We start from the raw sequence: 15,715 nt of genomic DNA, 5'->3' as shown, positions 1-15,715 counted from the left end.
GAAAGGCTCGCTGTGATCCGAAAATTCTTTACCCTGGGGTCCATCCTGGTGGCGCTCTGCGCGTCCCTGTTCGCAGTGGGCACAACAGCTTCGGCGGCTCCCGCGCCGACGGCCCCGGATCCGGACGTCTTCTACGCGGCACCGGCCGACATCGCCGATCACGCGCCGGGTGACATCCTGGCCAGCCGACGGGCCGACGCCTGGATGTACCCCAACACCGACATCTGGCAACTCAAGTACCGGTCTACCAACTCCGCAGGTGCACCCGTCGCCGCGGTGACGACCGTGCTGATGCCGCGAGGCAAAGGCGCGGGAACCCCACTGGTGTCCTATCAAGCCGTCATCAATGCCCTGGGCGTCAAATGTGCACCGTCACATGGTCTTTTCACATACGAGATCGGTGAAGCGCCGAGCCTGTACGTCGGTATGGTCGCTCGCGGTTGGGCAGTTGCGGTGCCGGATTACCTCGGCCCGACCGGAGCGTACGGAGCCGCGGAGTACGAAGGTCGTTTGACGCTCGACGGTGTACGGGCCGTGCAGAACTTCGAGCAGTTGCCGCTGAAGGACAGTCCCGTTGCACTGCTGGGTTACTCGGGAGGCGCACTGGCGACCTCGTGGGCCGGTGCCATGGCACCCACTTACGCGCCGGAGCTGAACATCGTGGCCAGCGTGCACGGCGGAACTCCGGCCGACCTGGGATTGATCGCACAGAACCTGGGCTACAGCGCGATTCCGCACCCCGCCTTCGGAATGGCACTCGCGGCATCACTCGGACTCGAACGTGAATACCCGACGGAATTCCCCGTCTCGGAGAACCTGAATGCAGCAGGCCTGGCCCTGCGAGATCGCGTGAGCAACGAATGCAGGCGCCCCATCATCATCGGCGGAGCGTTCAAGAGCGCGAGAGATCTGTCGAACGTCGACATCGCGTCCCTGCCCTCTGCGCAGGCGGTACTGAAGAAGAACAGTCTCGTCGACTACGACGGCGTCCCCACGGCCCCGGTGTACATCTGGCATGGAATCAACGACTTCATCACCCCCTACGCACCGGTGAAGGAGACGGTCGACCGCTACTGCGCAGCCGGGGCAACCGTGCAGTTCCGGGCGTATCCACTCGCCGAGCACTTCAGCGGATCGATCGTCGGACTACCAGAGGCCTACGCCTACGTGGACGCACGATTCCGAGGAGAGCCGGCACCGTCGAACTGCGGCTGATGCCCGCTCGGTGGTGACCTCACACCGCATTTGTCGACTTCGCGCCCTTGCTCCTGAGCGAGCGGGGGCGCGCAGTCGGTAGTAGGTGTGTGAGGTTGCCGGGGAACCGAGTCAGGGCTCGCCGCGTCCAACCAGTTGTGAGAGCAACAGGGCGCTGGGTGACGGGTGTGGTCGGACTGATGATGCTGGTCGCCGGATGTGGTGAGTCGACGCCGAGTGCACCGAATGCTGCGTTGCCGACGTCGACCAGCGTTGCGCCGATCGCCACCGAGCCCTGGGATCCATGCACCATCCCGGACAATGCCGTCGAGGCCGCGGGATTGGATGTGGACAGTAAAAGCTCGAACCTGTTCGGAGACGCCCCGCTGTCGAACGACTGGAAGACGTGTATCTGGACAGACCCTGACCCTGGATCGTGGTACTTCCTGGGCGCGTTCTCGGGCTTCCACTCGCTGGACGATCTGGAGGCGAACGACCGCTTCAATCAATTCTCGAAAGTCGACGGTCTCGGCGGATACCAATTCCTCCGCGCCGATCGCCCCGCCGGACGAAGTTGTGGCATGGCATTCGAGGTGGAGAAGGGTCTGGTGTATTTCGTCCTCGACACAATGGGTTCCGAAGACCCGCAGGGTGACCCGTGCATGGAGATCATGCGGATCGCAGGCTCTCTGCGTTCGTCGCTGCCTCCGGCAACAAATTGACCGATGGGGGATCTGGTGGGGACTAACGTCAATAGTCTTGCAGTGTCGATGCAGCAGTGGCGCAACCTGTCCGAGCAGGCGGCCGCGGGGGCGCTCGAGATTCCGGAGGGCGTGGCGTTCCAGTGCGACCAGGCGTGCGCCGAATATCTCAGACACCTGAATGGCATGTTGCAGAAGACGGAGTTTCTCGTCGATCTCGACGCATTCGGCACGCTTCCTTCAGCTCGACAGCTGGGTCGCAAATTCAAGCGACTGGCCGATGGTGAGGAACGGTCGGCGGCTGTTGCGATCAGGCAACACATCGAGGTCATCGAATTGATGCGCTCGGTGTTTCGTCGCTATTTCGTCGACACCGAAGAGGTAGATCGGAGCGTGGGAGCTCGGGTCGGCGAGATCGGAGCGGCGCTGGGGGAGTAGTCCCGCAACCTCACACCCTTTCTCCGGACCTCTCACCCCCGCTATGCGCGGAACCCCGGCGCGCGGTCGCCCAAAAGGGTGGGAGGTTCCGTACATTGCCAAACGCCATACCGTCGACCCTGCCCGAAATGTCCGTAAAGGCAACTACGGCAACTCAATCACGACAACATTCGCGAATCGGATGCCATACTCTGCCTTCGTGAATCTTTCCACGGCCCGGCTGGTACAGATGCGTCCGCGCGATCCGAACGAACCGCATCGCGCGGCGAGTCCACTCGAATTGTTCTTCGACCTCGTCTTCGTCGTGGCCGTCAGTATCGCGGCGGTGCAACTCCATCACGCGCTCACCGAGAACCACGTCGCCGACGGCCTGCTCAGTTACGCGCTCGTGTTCTTCGCGATCTGGTGGGCGTGGATGAACTTCACGTGGTTCGCCACCTCCTTCGATACCGACGACTGGCTCTATCGAACGCTGACCGTCGTACAGATGGCCGGCGTGCTGGTGCTCGCCGCCGGAGTCGAATCGGCGTTCGTGGACAAGGATTTTGCGGTCGTAGTGCTCGGCTACGTCGTGATGCGCGTGGCGATGGTGACGCAATGGGTTCGAGCGTCTCGGACCGGTGACTACAAGAAGACCGCACTGACATACGCGACAGGCATTGCGGGCGTTCAAGTTCTGTGGATTCTCTGGCTGGTGCTGTTCGACGGCACAGCCGCCGTCGTCTTGTTCTTCGTGTTGGCAGCCGCGGAAATGGCGGTTCCACTGATCGCCGAACGCAGCGGGTCGACGCCATGGCACCCGCATCACATCACCGAACGCTACGGGCTGTTCACGCTGATACTGCTCGGCGAGAGTCTGCTCGCATCGGCCAACGCCATCATCGAAGCGCTGCACGACGAGACGGCGCTGGCACCCTTGATCTCGATTTCCGTCCTCACCCTCGTCGTCACCGCGAGTCTGTGGTGGATCTACTTCTGGCCGCCGCATCACCGGGCCATCGGAAAGTTCGGCAACTCGCTGATCTACGGCTACACGCACTACTTCATCTTCGCCGCGGCGGGCGCGTTCTCGGCCGGCATCGAGGTCGAGATCGATGTGCTCACCGAACACAGCAAGCTCGGGGACGTCGCCGCGTCGTTCACCGTCACGGTGCCGATTGCGATATTCGTCCTCGGCGTCTGGCTGATCGCCATCCGCGCCCACGCGGATCGCGTCGTCAACATCGCAGTTCCGGTCGGTGCCGTGCTCGTCTTGTTCGACCCGATCATTCCCATCCCGATCACCCTCACCGCGGTCGTCATGATCGTCGTCGTCGGCGTGCTCGTCGCACGCGGGCCACGACCCCCAGCGTTAGGTCGTTCCGCAGGCTCCACTCCCCAGCGTCCCGCATGAGAAACTGACCACATGAGTATCGGAACCCTGATTCTGCTTCGTCACGGCGAGAGCGAATGGAACGCGTCCAACCAGTTCACCGGCTGGGTCGACGTGCGACTGACCGAGAAGGGCGAGGCCGAGGGCAAGCGCGCCGGCCAGCTCCTCGCCGAGGCGGGCGTACTGCCCGACCTGCTGTACACCTCGCTGCTGCGCCGCGCGATCAGCACCGCGAACCTCGCGCTCGACGCGGCCGAGCGGCATTGGATCCCCGTCGTGCGCGATTGGCGTCTGAACGAGCGGCACTACGGCGCACTGCAGGGCTTGAACAAGGCCGAGACCAAGGACAAGTACGGCAACGAGCAGTTCATGCTGTGGCGTCGTAGCTACGACACCCCGCCACCCGCCATCGAGATCGGCAGCGAATTCAGCCAGGATGCCGATCCCCGTTACGCCGACCTGGACAGCGTTCCGCTGACCGAATGCCTCGCCGACGTCGTCGAACGGCTCATCCCGTACTTCGAGGAGACGATCGTCGCCGATCTGAAGGCCGGCAAGAATGTGCTCGTCGCCGCACACGGCAACTCGCTGCGTGCACTCGTGAAGTACCTCGACGAGATCTCCGACGCGGACATCGCCGAACTGAACATCCCCACCGGCATCCCACTGCAGTACGACCTCACCGAGGTCGACGGCAAGCTGAAGCCGACCAATCCGGGTGGCACCTACCTGGATCCGGAAGCAGCGGCTGCGGGTGCGGCTGCCGTGGCAAACCAGGGCGGTAAGTAACTCCGCCACGCACAAACCGGCAGTTTGTCGAAACTGCAGGTGAACGAACGAAGAACACTGCCGACGAGGGCTATGACGACCAGGGAAATGCCTGCACCCTGCGTATGTGAGCCGTCCATCGAACGTACGATTCCGGTGTGAGTGTTGCATCGGCCGTACTACTGGCAATTGCCGCGGCCTTCGTGGGATACCTCGTCGGCGGTGTTCTGATCCCGTACCTCAACACTCGACACTCGGAGCGTCGCCGCGCCACCTCCGGATTGACGATGTCGCAGGTCCTGGACCTGATCGTGCTGGCGTCGGAGAGCGGTATCGCCGTCGTCGATCAATTTCACGACGTGGTGTTGTCGAATCCTCGGGCCGAGGAGCTCGGCCTGGTGCGTAACCGTTCCATCGACGAGCGGGCGTGGGCCGCGGCGACGAAAGTTCTGTCCGACGGCAATCCCGTCGAAGTCGATCTCAGTGCCAAGGCCCCCCGGCCCGGCCGCGACAAGATCGCTGTCCGGTGCGTCGCGAGACTTCTCAGCAAAGAGGACCGACGGTTCGTCGTTCTCTTCGCCGACGACGATTCCGAGCAGGTACGGATGGAGGCCACGCGTCGCGACTTCGTGGCCAACGTCAGTCACGAACTCAAGACGCCGGTCGGTGCGATGAGCCTGCTGGCCGAGGCGCTGCTCGAATCCGCGGACGACCCGGACTCCGTCCGGCACTTCGGCGGCAAGGTCGTCGCCGAATCCAAACGCCTGGGCAACATGGTGACCGAGCTGATCGCACTGTCGCGTCTGCAGGGGGCCGAGAAACTGCCCGACCTGGAAGTGGTCGACGTCGACACCGTCGTCAACGAGGCGATGGACCGGTCCAAACTCGCTGCCGAGAACGCGGGCATCTCCGTCACCACCGACCATCCGAGCGGGCTCGAAGTACTCGGCGACCAGGCGCTACTGGTGACGGCCCTGGCCAACCTCATCCAGAACGCGATCGCGTACTCCTCCGACGGTTCACCCGTCTCGGTCAGTAGGGCACTGCGCGGATCGAACGTCGCCTTCGCCGTCACCGACCGCGGAATCGGTATCGCCAAGGCGGACCAGGAACGCGTCTTCGAGAGATTCTTCCGCGTCGACAAAGCTCGGTCGCGGGCCACCGGCGGGACAGGCCTCGGCCTCGCCATCGCCAAACACGTCGCAGCCAACCACAACGGCAGCATCTCGCTGTGGAGCAAGCTGGGCACCGGATCCACCTTCACCCTCCAGATCCCCGCGTACTTCGAAGAAGAAGACGACGCCGCGGTTACAGAAAGAGAGAATCAGTGACCAACGTTCTGATCGTGGAAGACGAAGAGTCGTTGGCCGATCCACTGGCCTTCCTGCTCCGCAAAGAGGGGTTCGAGGCCACCGTCGTCGGCGACGGACCGTCGGCTCTGGCCGAATTCGATCGTGCCGGCGCGGACATCGTGCTGCTCGACCTGATGCTTCCCGGAATGAGCGGCACCGACGTGTGCAAGCAATTGCGTTCGCGCTCAGGCGTTCCCGTGATCATGGTGACCGCGCGTGACAGTGAGATCGACAAGGTCGTCGGGCTCGAACTCGGTGCCGACGACTACGTCACCAAGCCGTACTCGGCTCGAGAGCTGATCGCTCGTATCCGCGCCGTACTGCGCCGCGGCAGTGACGCCGAGGTCGATGGCGGCACCGACACCGGAGTGCTCGAGGCCGGGCCGGTGCGGATGGACGTCGAACGCCACGTGGTGATGGTCGGATCCGACCAGATCACGTTGCCGCTCAAGGAGTTCGACCTGCTCGAATACCTGCTGCGCAACTCCGGCCGGGTCCTGACCAGAGGCCAGTTGATCGACCGAGTGTGGGGTGCGGATTACGTGGGCGACACGAAGACTCTCGACGTGCACGTCAAACGACTGCGGTCGAAAATCGAGACCGACCCCGCCAAGCCGGAGCATCTCGTCACCGTGCGCGGTCTGGGCTACAAGCTCGAGGGGTAGAGCCTGCGGCATGTGAGTGGAAAAGCGTAGTGGGCTACGAGTTTCCACTCACGTGCGGCGCCAGCCGCACTACCGGCGCTGGGCCTCACGAGTGGCCGGATGTACGGCAATCAGACCGAGGCCACGGCGACGCTTGCACAGGGATGCCAACTCCTCGTACGCGGCCTTGCCGAGCAGCTCGGTCAATTCCGGCTTGTACGACTCGAACACCTGCTTGGCTCCGACGTGTGCGTCGGGTGAGCCGGAGCAGTACCAGTGCAGATCGAGTCCGCCTTCGCCCCAACCGCGTCGGTCGTACTCGCCGATGGTGGTCTTGAGAATCTCGGAGCCGTCGGGACGCGTCACCCAATCCTGGGTGCGCCTGATGGGCAACTGCCAACACACGTCGGGCTTGACCTCGAGCGGTTCGATGCCCTTGCGCAGCGCCATCGAATGCAGTGCGCACCCGATGCCACCCTCGAACCCGGGTCGGTTCTGGAAGATGCACGCACCCTTGTACCGCCGCGTGCGCAGAGATTGCTCGTCGTCGAGATCGTCGTATTCGACGTATCCCTTCTTGCCCAGACCCTTGTCCATCAGCTGCCAGTCCTGCGGCGTGAGCAACTTCACCGACTCGTCGAGCTTGCGTTTGTCGTCCTCATCGGACAGGAACGCGCCGTGCGAACAGCATCCGTCGTCGGGGCGACCCTCGACGGTGCCCTGGCATGCGGGGGTGCCGAACACGCAGGTCCAGTTGGACAACAGCCACGTCAGATCGGCGGCGATGACATGTTCGGCGTTGTCGGGGTCGGGGAACTCGACCCATTCTCGCGGGAAATCCAACTCGACCTCTGCAGCGAACGACTGCTGCTCACGACCTGCTGTCACAAACGACGACGGTAGACCCAGTACCGTGGGGTTGTGCGATTAGGGGTGCTCGACGTCGGTAGCAACACGGTGCATCTGCTCGTAGTGGACGCACACCGTGGCGCACACCCGACGCCGATGAGCTCGAGCAAGGCGACGTTGCGCCTGTCGGAGAACACCGACGCGTTCGGCAACATCACTCCTGCGGGTGCCGATCGGCTCGTCGACGAGGTGCGTGAGTTCGCCGCCATCGCCGCCCGGTCGGGTTGCAGTGAACTGATGGCGTTCGCCACCTCTGCGGTGCGCGACGCCTACAACTCCGACGACGTTCTCGCGCGTGTTCTCGCCGAGACCGGAGTGGCCCTGGAAACTCTGTCGGGCGTGGACGAGGCCAGATTGACGTTCCTGGCCGTGCGCCGCTGGTACGGCTGGAGCGCCGGGCGCATCCTCGGACTCGACATCGGCGGCGGATCGCTGGAACTGACCAGCGGCAGCGACGAGAATCCCGACGTGGCGTTCTCCCTGCAGCTCGGTGCCGGCCGCCTCACCCGGGACTGGCTCGACGAGGATCCTCCAGGAAAGCGTCGTATCGCCGTGCTTCGAGACTGGTTGGATGCCGAACTCGCGACACCGGCCAAGGAACTGTTGGCTGCGGGCGATGCGGACCGCGCAGTGGGAACGTCGAAGACATTTCGTTCGTTGGCTCGCTTGACCGGTGCTGCGCCTTCCGCGGCCGGTCCGCGAGTGACGAGAACGCTGACGGCGAGCGGTCTGAGGCAACTCATCGCGTTCATATCGCGGATGACGGCCGCCGACCGTGCAGAATTGGAAGGCATCAGTGCCGACAGGTCACCACAACTGGTGGCCGGGGCGCTGGTAGCGGAGGCGAGCATGCGGGCACTGTCGGTGGAATCACTCGAGATCTGTCCGTGGGCGCTGAGGGAAGGTTTGATTTTGAGGAAGCTGGACACCGAAGCCGACGGCGATCTGGTGGGGAGTTCGAGATGAGCGACGCCAACCCGGAAGACACCGGGCAGATCTCGGTCGCCGAGCTGTTGGCCAGAAACGGCCAGAAGACCAACCTGACGGCAGGAGGGCGACGCCGGCGAGGCGTCAAGGGCGGCATCTCCGTGGCCGAACTGACCGGGGAGATTCCCGTAGTTCGTGACGAACCCGGCGACCGCAGCGCACCCGTCGTCGACGAGCCGCGGGACGAAGCTCCCGATACCGCTGCGAACGAGACCAAGAGCAGCGCATCCGACGGCGACACGACCACGTCGTCCAGGCCGCAACCGGCCCGGCCCCAGAGCGCACGCCCGACCCCGTACCAACCGGCGGGTAAGCGCGACAAGCAGCAGCCCGAACCGGAACTGCTGTCGGGCTCCACGACCGTCGCCGGAGACCTGCTCAATCGATCGCACGACGACACCGCGCGCGGGTTGCGGCCCGCTGCTCCTTCCGCGCAGGGATCGGAGCGTCGTCCGTACGGGTCGACCCAGGCCGAGCAGGGACGGGCCCGTCGATCGGCGGGATTCCAGCCGCCGCGTTCGACCGAATCCGCCGAACCCAAGACCGACGTCACCTCGCGTGCGCCGCTGGTGGAGAGCCCACATGCCGCTCTCGTCGAGGTGGACGACCTGGCGAAGACCGCGGTCACCCCGCGCATCACGCGCGGCAACGAGGTCGACGACAAGACGACCGCCGACAAAAAGACCGCTGACAAGAAGACCGCGGACGAGAAGGCCACTGATGAATCGGCCGACGAGGCCGGCACTCAGGTCATACCCGAGGTGGTCGACCTCACGAAGCCGACCACCGACGAAGACCCTGCCGACTCGACGACCGCCGACTCGAAGACCGCCGACACCCCGAGTTCCGGCTCGCGTGCCGATCGACGCAAGTCGGCGAGCAAGGACAAGGCGAGTAAGGACAAGGCGAGCAAGGACACGGGAAGCAAGGACAAGTCCCCGGTCAAGGGCAAGGGCGGCGCGGTTCGGCAGTGGCTGGTGCTCATCGGGCAGGCCGTGGTGTCGATCGTCGTCGGTGCGCTGCTGTTCAAGGGCTTCGAGCAGCTGTGGGACGTGCTGCCATGGGTGGCACTGGTGCTGTCGGTGCTGGTCATCGTCGGTCTTGTCGCGGTGGTGAGGATTCTCCGGCGTACCGATGATCTGGTCTCGATCGTCATTGCCATAGCCGTCGGTGTGTTCGTCACGCTCGGTCCGTTGGCCTTCCAGCTCAGTACCGGCTGAGTTTCGACAACGATGGCGGCGAAGCGAATCAAGGTCGGATTGTCCACGGCCTCGGTGTACCCGCAGAACACCGAGGCAGCGTTTCGCTATGCCGCCGATCTGGGTTACGACGGCGTCGAACTGATGGTGTGGGCCGAATCGATCAGTCAGAACGTCGATGCGGTGGCCGCGTTGTCACGTGAGTACTCGATACCGGTGCAGGCCATCCATGCGCCGTGTCTGCTGATCTCACAGCGGGTGTGGGGATCGGATCCGATCGTCAAACTGGCCCGGTCGGTCGAAGTGGCCGAGAAGCTGGGTTCGGCGACCGTCGTCGTGCATCCGCCGTTCCGCTGGCAGCGCAAGTACAGCGACGGATTCGCCGATCAGGTGGCGGAACTCGAATCGAACTCCCACGTCGTGGTCGCGGTGGAGAACATGTTCCCGATGCGTGCCGACAGATTCTTCGGGCGCAAGGAGAAATCCGCCCAACGGCTGGAACGACGCGGAGGCCCGGGAGCGGCCCTGTCGGCGTTCTCGCCGTCGTACGACCCGACCGATGTCGGTCACGGCCACTACACACTCGACCTCTCGCACACCGCGACGGCGGGCTCCGACGCACTCGAGATGCTCGACCGTATGGGCGACGGGATAGCGCATCTGCATCTGGCCGACGGCCGCGGCGCGTCCGTGGACGAGCACCTGATCCCGGGGCACGGCAGCCAGCCCTGCGCCCAGGTCTGCACCGAACTGGTGCGGCGTGGATTCGACGGCCAAGCCGTCATCGAGATCAACACTCAGAATGCGCGCACGGTGCCCGAGCGTTCGTCGATGCTGGACCAGGCGCTGCAGTTCGCCCGCGCACACCTGTCCTGACTGCCGGTAAGTTGTCCGGAATGAGTTCCACCAGCCCGTTCCGGGCCGCAACCACACTGGTCCCACTCGACGTCTCCGCCGACACGGCGTCCTTCGCCGGTGCGATCGATTCCACCTGGACCATCGGCCCCAAAGTGCACGGCGGGGCGATGCTCGCCATCTGCGCGGCCGCGGCGCGTCAGCAGATCGTGCTGATCGACCCGGCCCAGGTCGAGATCCAGCCGCTAGCCGTCAGCGTCAGCTATCTGGCCGCGCCCGACCCAGGCGAAGTGGCGCTCACGACGATCGTGCGCAAGCGCGGCAGGCAGGTCTCGCACGTCGACGTCGAGCTGACTCAGGCCGGACGTGTCGCAGTGCGGGCGGTGGTCACCCTCGGTCGGCCCGACTCGGAGGAACCGAACCACGAAACCCCGTTGTCGCTGACGTCGATGGCCGCGGAGCCTCCTGCGGACACCCTCGCGGTGGCAGGCGATCACCCCATGGCGTCGATCGTGCACGTCGCCAAGGGCTGCGAGATGCGGATCGAACCGTCGTCGGCATCGTTTCTCACCGGTCAGCAGGGTGAGGCCGAAATTCGACTGTGGGTGCGCCCCTTCGCGGGCGACGAAGCCGACGCCGACACGTCGGTGCTCTTCGCGTTGATGGCAGGCGACATCTCGGCCCCGGTGACGATGAACCGCGGAATGTTCGGCTGGGCACCGACGGTCCAGCTGACGACATATCTGCGTCGCCGCCCGGCTCCGGGGTGGCTGCGAGTGGCGGCGACCAGCTCCGTCATCGGCAGCACCTGGTTCGAGGAGGACCACCTGATACTCGACTCGACCGGTGCGGTGGTGGTGCAGAGCCGACAGTTGGCGATGGTGCCGCGCTCGAACTGACATGGCAGGCTTGGCCGTATGACGAGAATTGCAGTGATCGGTGGCGGACGGATCGGCGAGGCATTGATTGCGGGACTCCTCGAGGCCGGTCATGCCGTGCGCGACCTCGTGGTCGCCGAGAAGTCCGAGCCGCGCGCCAAAGAGATCGCGAAGGACTTCGGAGTACTGACCGCCAGTGTCGCCGACGCGGCCGAGGGAGCCGACGTCATCGTGCTGGCGGTCAAGCCGGCCGACGTCGAGGGCGCACTGAATCAGATCACCAAGATCGAGCTCGACGGTGACCGCGAACAACTCATCGTCTCGCTCGCCGCAGGCGTGCCCACCGCCAAGTTCGAGCCCAAGCTCCCCGCCGGATTCCCGGTCGTACGGGTCATGCCCAACACCCCCATGCTGGTAGGGGAGGGCGTCAGTGTGCTGGCCCCGGGGAAGTACGCCCGCGCCGAGCACCTCGAGCTCGTGCGCTCCATCCTCTCGGCCGTCGGCAAGGTCGTCGTCGTCAAGGAACATCAGCTCGATGCGGTGACGGCCGTGTCCGGGTCCGGTCCGGCCTATTTCTTCCTGGTCGCCGAGGCCATGATCGACGCGGGAGTGGGCCTGGGATTGAGCCGGGATGTCGCGTCTGCACTCGTCGCACAGACGATGGTGGGGTCGGGAGCGATGCTGGATCGCTCGGACGAGTCCGCCAGCGAGCTTCGGTATGCCGTGACCTCCCCGGGCGGAACGACCGCCGCGGCGGTACGCGAATTGGAGCGAAACGGCCTCCGAGCTGCGTTTTTCGATGCTCTCGGTGCAGCCAACGCCCGATCGATTGAGATGGGCATCACAGCAGAATAAAAAATCTTTTCCCCACACCCGTCGCAGTAACCCCATCTGTCCCTATAGGCTCGGGGGCAGCACGTGCGTGTCTGTTCGGCAGGAGGGGAAGCCTGCCGCATGAGACGTGCCGGAGGTAAGTGGATTGATGGCGTCTATAAACAAGCCGTCCAAGGGTTCGTCCCCGGACGGTCAACCGGCTCTGGCCGGAACACAGTTCCTCACTGTCGCCGAGGTGGCGACTCTGATGAGAGTTTCGAAAATGACCGTGTACCGACTGGTGCACGGCGGAGAGCTGCCCGCAGTACGGGTGGGTCGATCTTTTCGTGTGCACGCCAAGGCGGTACACGACTATCTCGAGACCTCGTATTTCGACGCAGGCTAGTGCACGTAGCTAGGTCGTAAGACCGGGCCGGTTTCGTAAGTCACGGCTCACACCGGTAGGATTGGCGTTCGTCGTGCCAGCCAGCCGGTGTGCAGCCGTGGGCGAGTACGTGGCCCCAGCGCCAGCTCGGTGACCAAGGTTGTTGGCTCGAAGCCTTCGGGCTTGGTTGTCAGGTAGGCGTACGCAAACGGCGTGCGCGAAAACGCTAGAGAAGAACGTGAGGACACCCGCATGGGTTCAGTGATCAAGAAGCGTCGCAAGCGCATGTCGAAGAAGAAGCACCGCAAGCTGCTTCGTCGTACCCGCGTGCAGCGCAGGAAACTCGGCAAATAAGCCTGCCGTCATCTGCTTCACGGCCGAGCCCGTCACCATCGGTGGCGGGCTCTGCTCGTTCGAAGGCGAGTTGCATCTTTCCTTCCAGGCCTCCTTTCCTTTCGGACCTCCTTTCCTTTCAGACCTCGCGGAAACCTGTCGATCCAGTAGGCTCGGCACGGGAGCCGAAGTTGGGGAGGCGCAGTGAGTCCGAGCGATCGTGGTGTTGCCGCGCCCCGAGTGGTGCTCGTGACCGGTGCCAGTCGATTCCTCGGCGGATACCTCGTCACCCGGCTCGCTCAGAACCCTCGCATCGAACGTGTCATCGCTGTCGACGAGAAATCTCCGAGCAAAGATCTGCTGCGACGTATGGGTCGCGCGGAATTCGTTCGTGCCGACATTCGAAACCCGTTGATCGGCAAGGTGATTCGTAACGCCGGCGTCGATACCGTGGTGCATGCGGCCACGGTCGCCAAGCCCCCGAAATCCGGCGGCCGCGCGACGATGAAAGACCTCAACGTCATCGGAGCCATGCAGCTGTTCGCGGTGTGCCAGAAGTCGCCGACCGTGGAGAAGGTGGTCCTGCGGTCGTCGTCCTCGGTGTACGGATGCAGCGCCAAGGATCCGGTGAAATTCACCGAGGAGATGAGTGCTCGACGCCCACCGAGCGGCGCGTACGCCAAGGACACCATCGACATCGAGGGCTACATTCGCGGACTCGGTCGTCGTCGCCCGGATATCGCGGTATCGATCCTGCGTATGGCCCCACTGATCGGCCCGCGGCTCAACGGCACCATCTCCCGGTACATGACGTCACCCCTGATCCCGAGCATCGTCGGACGCGACGCGCGCATGCAGCTGTTGCACGAGGAGGACGCCCTTGCGGCGCTCGAACGCGCGACCATCGGCGGGCCGGCGGGCACGTTCAACATCGGTGCCGACGGCACCATCATGCTCTCGCAGGCGATTAGACGTGCCGGTCGAGTGCAGGTTCCGGTGCCGTTTCCACTGTTCAAGAGCGTGGGGCGGGCACTCATGGGCGGAATGATGCGCGAATTCACGACCGAGCAACTCGATTACTTCCATTTCGGCTGCGGGCTGGACACCACACGGATGCGGTCCGTGCTGGGGTTCGAGCCTCGGTGGACCACAGTCCAGGCGTTCGACGACTTCGTGCGCGGCGCGGCTCTTCGGCCGGTCGTCCGAACCGAATGGGTCGACGCGATCGAGAATCGGCTGCTCGGGGCCGTCGACACGGGGGCGTCCGCGGCGCGCGTACTGGCCTCACTCGGCAGTGCCGACACGGCGCGAGAATCCGGAGCGGACAGGTGAGCGACGTGGCCAAAGTCATTCCCTTGCACGGCGGCGCGTCCGCCCGGTCCGCCCGCGCAGCGCAGGGTTCACGCGAGCGGCACCCATCGGCCTACGCCGATCCACGTGAGCCGACGCCGCTGGTGGACCCGACCCCCGCCGCTTCTGCGGCCACGATCGCCGCAGAAGCGGCACCCGTGCTGTCGATGATCGACGACACCAAGACCGCGATCGTCGACCAGATCTCCTCGGTCGCCGAATTCGTGCGTCGACGCCTGGCCGGCGACTACAGCGTCGACGAGTTCGGCTACGACCCGCACTTCGCCGATGCCGTCTGGCTGCCGCTGCTGCGTCCGCTGTTCGACAAGTGGTTCCGCGTCGAGGTCAAGGGCATCGAGAACATCCCCGCCGAGGGAGGTGCGCTCGTCGTGGCCAACCACGCCGGAGTCGTACCGGTCGACGCGCTGATGACGTCGGTTGCCGTGCGCGATCATCACCCTGCCCACCGGCCGTTGCGAATGTTGGCTGCCGACATGGCATTCGAGATGCCCGGCGTCGGCACGATCGCCCGCAAGGCCGGGCATACGCTGGCGTGCAATCCCGACGCGGAGCGGCTGCTGCGCACCGGGGAAGTTGCCGCCGTGTTCCCGGAGGGCTTCAAGGGCATCGGCAAACCGTTCAGCGAGCGGTACAAGTTGCAGCGGTTCGGCCGCGGCGGCTTCGTCTCGGCTGCGCTGCGAACGGGTGCGCCGATCATTCCGTGCTCCATCGTCGGGTCAGAGGAGATCTACCCGAAGATCGGCGACATCGCCCCGCTGGCACGACTGATGGGGATGCCGTACTTCCCGGTGACACCGTTCTTCCCGCACCTCGGGCCGCTGGGCCTGATTCCGTTGCCGTCGAAGTGGTACATCGAGTTCGGCAAGCCCATTCACACCGACTCCTACGACGCCACCGCGTTCGAGGATCCGATGGTGCTCTTCGAGCTGACCGACCACGTGCGCGAAACCATTCAGCACACGCTGTACCGACTGCTTGCCAAGAGACGCAACGTGTTTCTCGGATAGCTCGGGTTATCCTCTGCCAGTGCATATTCGCGACACCACGGTAGAAGACCTCCCCGACATTCTCGACATCCACAACGATGCGGTCGCCAACACCACCGCCATCTGGGACGAGGAACAGGTGGACCTCGCCGATCGCACAGCGTGGTTCGAGGGACGGATCGCTGCCGGATACCCGGTACTCACCGCAGAGGTCGACGGCCGGGTCGCCGGCTACGCGTCGTACGGCCAGTGGCGAGTCAAGAGCGGCTACCGGCACTCGGTGGAACATTCGGTGTACATCCACCGCGACTTCTATCGCCGCGGCCTGGCCAGTGCCCTGCTGAGCGAATTGATCGACCGCGCCCGAGGCGGCGACATCCACGTGTTGGTGGGGTTCATCGAATCCGAGAACACCACGTCCATCGCACTGCACGAGAAGTTCGGCTTCGTTCGCGTCGGACAGATGCCGGAGGTGGGGGTCAAGTTCGGGCGCTGGCTGGACCTGACCCTGATGCAACTGACGCTCTGAC

General features: G+C 64.5%; 18 protein-coding genes. 17 read left to right on the top strand and 1 reads right to left on the bottom strand.

Features of this window, described 5'->3' with window-relative positions; translation table 11 throughout:
• Nucleotides 1–15 precede the first annotated feature (15 nt).
• The 7 genes from CH266_RS08375 (at nt 16) to CH266_RS08345 (ending at nt 6,490) form a co-directional block, all read left to right on the top strand.
• The gene (locus CH266_RS08375) at nt 16–1,215 is read left to right on the top strand and encodes a lipase family protein (protein WP_371828524.1); all 1,200 of its coding nucleotides are present in this window, start codon (nt 16–18) and stop codon (nt 1,213–1,215) included.
• 158 nt (nt 1,216–1,373) lie between these two features.
• Complete coding sequence (locus CH266_RS08370; RefSeq protein ID WP_094736185.1) at nt 1,374–1,916, top strand: DUF3558 domain-containing protein; 543 nt, start codon at nt 1,374–1,376, stop codon at nt 1,914–1,916.
• 48 nt (nt 1,917–1,964) lie between these two features.
• A complete protein-coding gene (locus tag CH266_RS08365) occupies nt 1,965–2,333 on the top strand; it encodes a hypothetical protein (protein ID WP_255175878.1) in 369 nt (122 codons plus the stop codon).
• 229 nt (nt 2,334–2,562) lie between these two features.
• On the top strand, nt 2,563–3,726 hold the full coding sequence (locus CH266_RS08360) for a low temperature requirement protein A (RefSeq protein WP_051365418.1): 1,164 nt from the start codon (nt 2,563–2,565) through the stop codon (nt 3,724–3,726).
• 12 nt (nt 3,727–3,738) lie between these two features.
• On the top strand, nt 3,739–4,494 hold the full coding sequence (locus tag CH266_RS08355) for a phosphoglyceromutase (protein ID WP_094715081.1): 756 nt from the start codon (nt 3,739–3,741) through the stop codon (nt 4,492–4,494).
• Nucleotides 4,495–4,631: 137 nt separating this feature from the next.
• Nucleotides 4,632–5,804 (top strand): sensor histidine kinase, encoded by a 1,173-nt coding sequence (locus CH266_RS08350; protein WP_027498362.1) that lies wholly within the window; start codon nt 4,632–4,634, stop codon nt 5,802–5,804.
• Nucleotides 5,801–6,490 carry a response regulator transcription factor gene (locus CH266_RS08345; protein ID WP_027498361.1) on the top strand — a complete coding sequence of 230 codons (690 nt, stop codon included), beginning with the start codon at nt 5,801–5,803 and terminating at the stop codon, nt 6,488–6,490. The genes CH266_RS08350 and CH266_RS08345 overlap by 4 nt, the downstream gene beginning before the upstream one ends.
• 69 nt (nt 6,491–6,559) lie before the next feature.
• Here CH266_RS08345 and CH266_RS08340 read toward each other — a convergent pair whose 3' ends face one another.
• Nucleotides 6,560–7,357, bottom strand: a complete 798-nt coding sequence (locus tag CH266_RS08340; protein WP_027498360.1) for a hypothetical protein — start codon at nt 7,355–7,357, stop codon at nt 6,560–6,562.
• Between the two features lie 33 nt (nt 7,358–7,390).
• Between CH266_RS08340 and CH266_RS08335 the strand changes: the two genes are divergently transcribed.
• The 10 genes from CH266_RS08335 to CH266_RS08290 all read left to right on the top strand — a co-directional run bounded on the left by CH266_RS08335 (nt 7,391) and on the right by CH266_RS08290 (nt 15,714).
• Nucleotides 7,391–8,344, top strand: a complete 954-nt coding sequence (locus tag CH266_RS08335; RefSeq protein ID WP_032365208.1) for a Ppx/GppA phosphatase family protein — start codon at nt 7,391–7,393, stop codon at nt 8,342–8,344.
• Nucleotides 8,341–9,585, top strand: coding sequence for a hypothetical protein (locus tag CH266_RS08330; RefSeq protein ID WP_094715080.1), 1,245 nt, complete (start codon nt 8,341–8,343; stop codon nt 9,583–9,585). Before CH266_RS08335 ends, CH266_RS08330 begins: the two co-directional genes overlap by 4 nt.
• A 12-nt stretch (nt 9,586–9,597) precedes the next feature.
• Nucleotides 9,598–10,440: a sugar phosphate isomerase/epimerase family protein gene (locus CH266_RS08325; RefSeq protein WP_032365210.1), complete on the top strand. Its 843-nt coding sequence runs from the start codon at nt 9,598–9,600 to the stop codon at nt 10,438–10,440.
• A 20-nt stretch (nt 10,441–10,460) separates the two neighbouring features.
• A complete protein-coding gene (locus CH266_RS08320) occupies nt 10,461–11,318 on the top strand; it encodes a thioesterase family protein (RefSeq protein ID WP_032369773.1) in 858 nt (285 codons plus the stop codon).
• A gap of 18 nt (nt 11,319–11,336) precedes the next feature.
• Nucleotides 11,337–12,152, top strand: a complete 816-nt coding sequence (gene proC / locus CH266_RS08315) for a pyrroline-5-carboxylate reductase (RefSeq protein ID WP_027498355.1) — start codon at nt 11,337–11,339, stop codon at nt 12,150–12,152.
• A 127-nt stretch (nt 12,153–12,279) separates the two neighbouring features.
• Nucleotides 12,280–12,516, top strand: a complete 237-nt coding sequence (locus CH266_RS08310) for a helix-turn-helix domain-containing protein (protein WP_008713658.1) — start codon at nt 12,280–12,282, stop codon at nt 12,514–12,516.
• A 231-nt stretch (nt 12,517–12,747) separates the two neighbouring features.
• Nucleotides 12,748–12,849 (top strand): 30S ribosomal protein bS22, encoded by a 102-nt coding sequence (locus tag CH266_RS08305; protein WP_003402602.1) that lies wholly within the window; start codon nt 12,748–12,750, stop codon nt 12,847–12,849.
• 183 nt (nt 12,850–13,032) lie between these two features.
• On the top strand, nt 13,033–14,160 hold the full coding sequence (locus CH266_RS08300) for an NAD-dependent epimerase/dehydratase family protein (RefSeq protein WP_228139283.1): 1,128 nt from the start codon (nt 13,033–13,035) through the stop codon (nt 14,158–14,160).
• Complete coding sequence (locus CH266_RS08295) at nt 14,157–15,206, top strand: lysophospholipid acyltransferase family protein (RefSeq protein ID WP_027498354.1); 1,050 nt, start codon at nt 14,157–14,159, stop codon at nt 15,204–15,206. Before CH266_RS08300 ends, CH266_RS08295 begins: the two co-directional genes overlap by 4 nt.
• Nucleotides 15,207–15,225: 19 nt before the next feature.
• Nucleotides 15,226–15,714: a GNAT family N-acetyltransferase gene (locus tag CH266_RS08290; RefSeq protein ID WP_032365213.1), complete on the top strand. Its 489-nt coding sequence runs from the start codon at nt 15,226–15,228 to the stop codon at nt 15,712–15,714.
• Nucleotide 15,715 lies beyond the last annotated feature (1 nt).

It is taken from the genome of Rhodococcus sp. 06-1474-1B (assembly GCF_002258885.1).
Lineage (GTDB): Bacteria > Actinomycetota > Actinomycetes > Mycobacteriales > Mycobacteriaceae > Rhodococcoides > Rhodococcoides fascians.
This window is presented reverse-complemented; position numbering and strand designations above follow the sequence as displayed.

Coding starts and splice junctions, on each gene's coding strand:
- CH266_RS08330 (WP_094715080.1), top strand. CDS start 8,341: ATGAGCGACGCCAACCCGGAAGACACCGGGCAGATCTCGGTCGCCGAG.
- CH266_RS08320 (WP_032369773.1), top strand. CDS start 10,461: ATGAGTTCCACCAGCCCGTTCCGGGCCGCAACCACACTGGTCCCACTC.
- CH266_RS08360 (WP_051365418.1), top strand. CDS start 2,563: ATGCGTCCGCGCGATCCGAACGAACCGCATCGCGCGGCGAGTCCACTC.
- CH266_RS08305 (WP_003402602.1), top strand. CDS start 12,748: ATGGGTTCAGTGATCAAGAAGCGTCGCAAGCGCATGTCGAAGAAGAAG.
- CH266_RS08310 (WP_008713658.1), top strand. CDS start 12,280: ATGGCGTCTATAAACAAGCCGTCCAAGGGTTCGTCCCCGGACGGTCAA.
- proC (WP_027498355.1), top strand. CDS start 11,337: ATGACGAGAATTGCAGTGATCGGTGGCGGACGGATCGGCGAGGCATTG.
- CH266_RS08365 (WP_255175878.1), top strand. CDS start 1,965: ATGCAGCAGTGGCGCAACCTGTCCGAGCAGGCGGCCGCGGGGGCGCTC.
- CH266_RS08355 (WP_094715081.1), top strand. CDS start 3,739: ATGAGTATCGGAACCCTGATTCTGCTTCGTCACGGCGAGAGCGAATGG.
- CH266_RS08325 (WP_032365210.1), top strand. CDS start 9,598: ATGGCGGCGAAGCGAATCAAGGTCGGATTGTCCACGGCCTCGGTGTAC.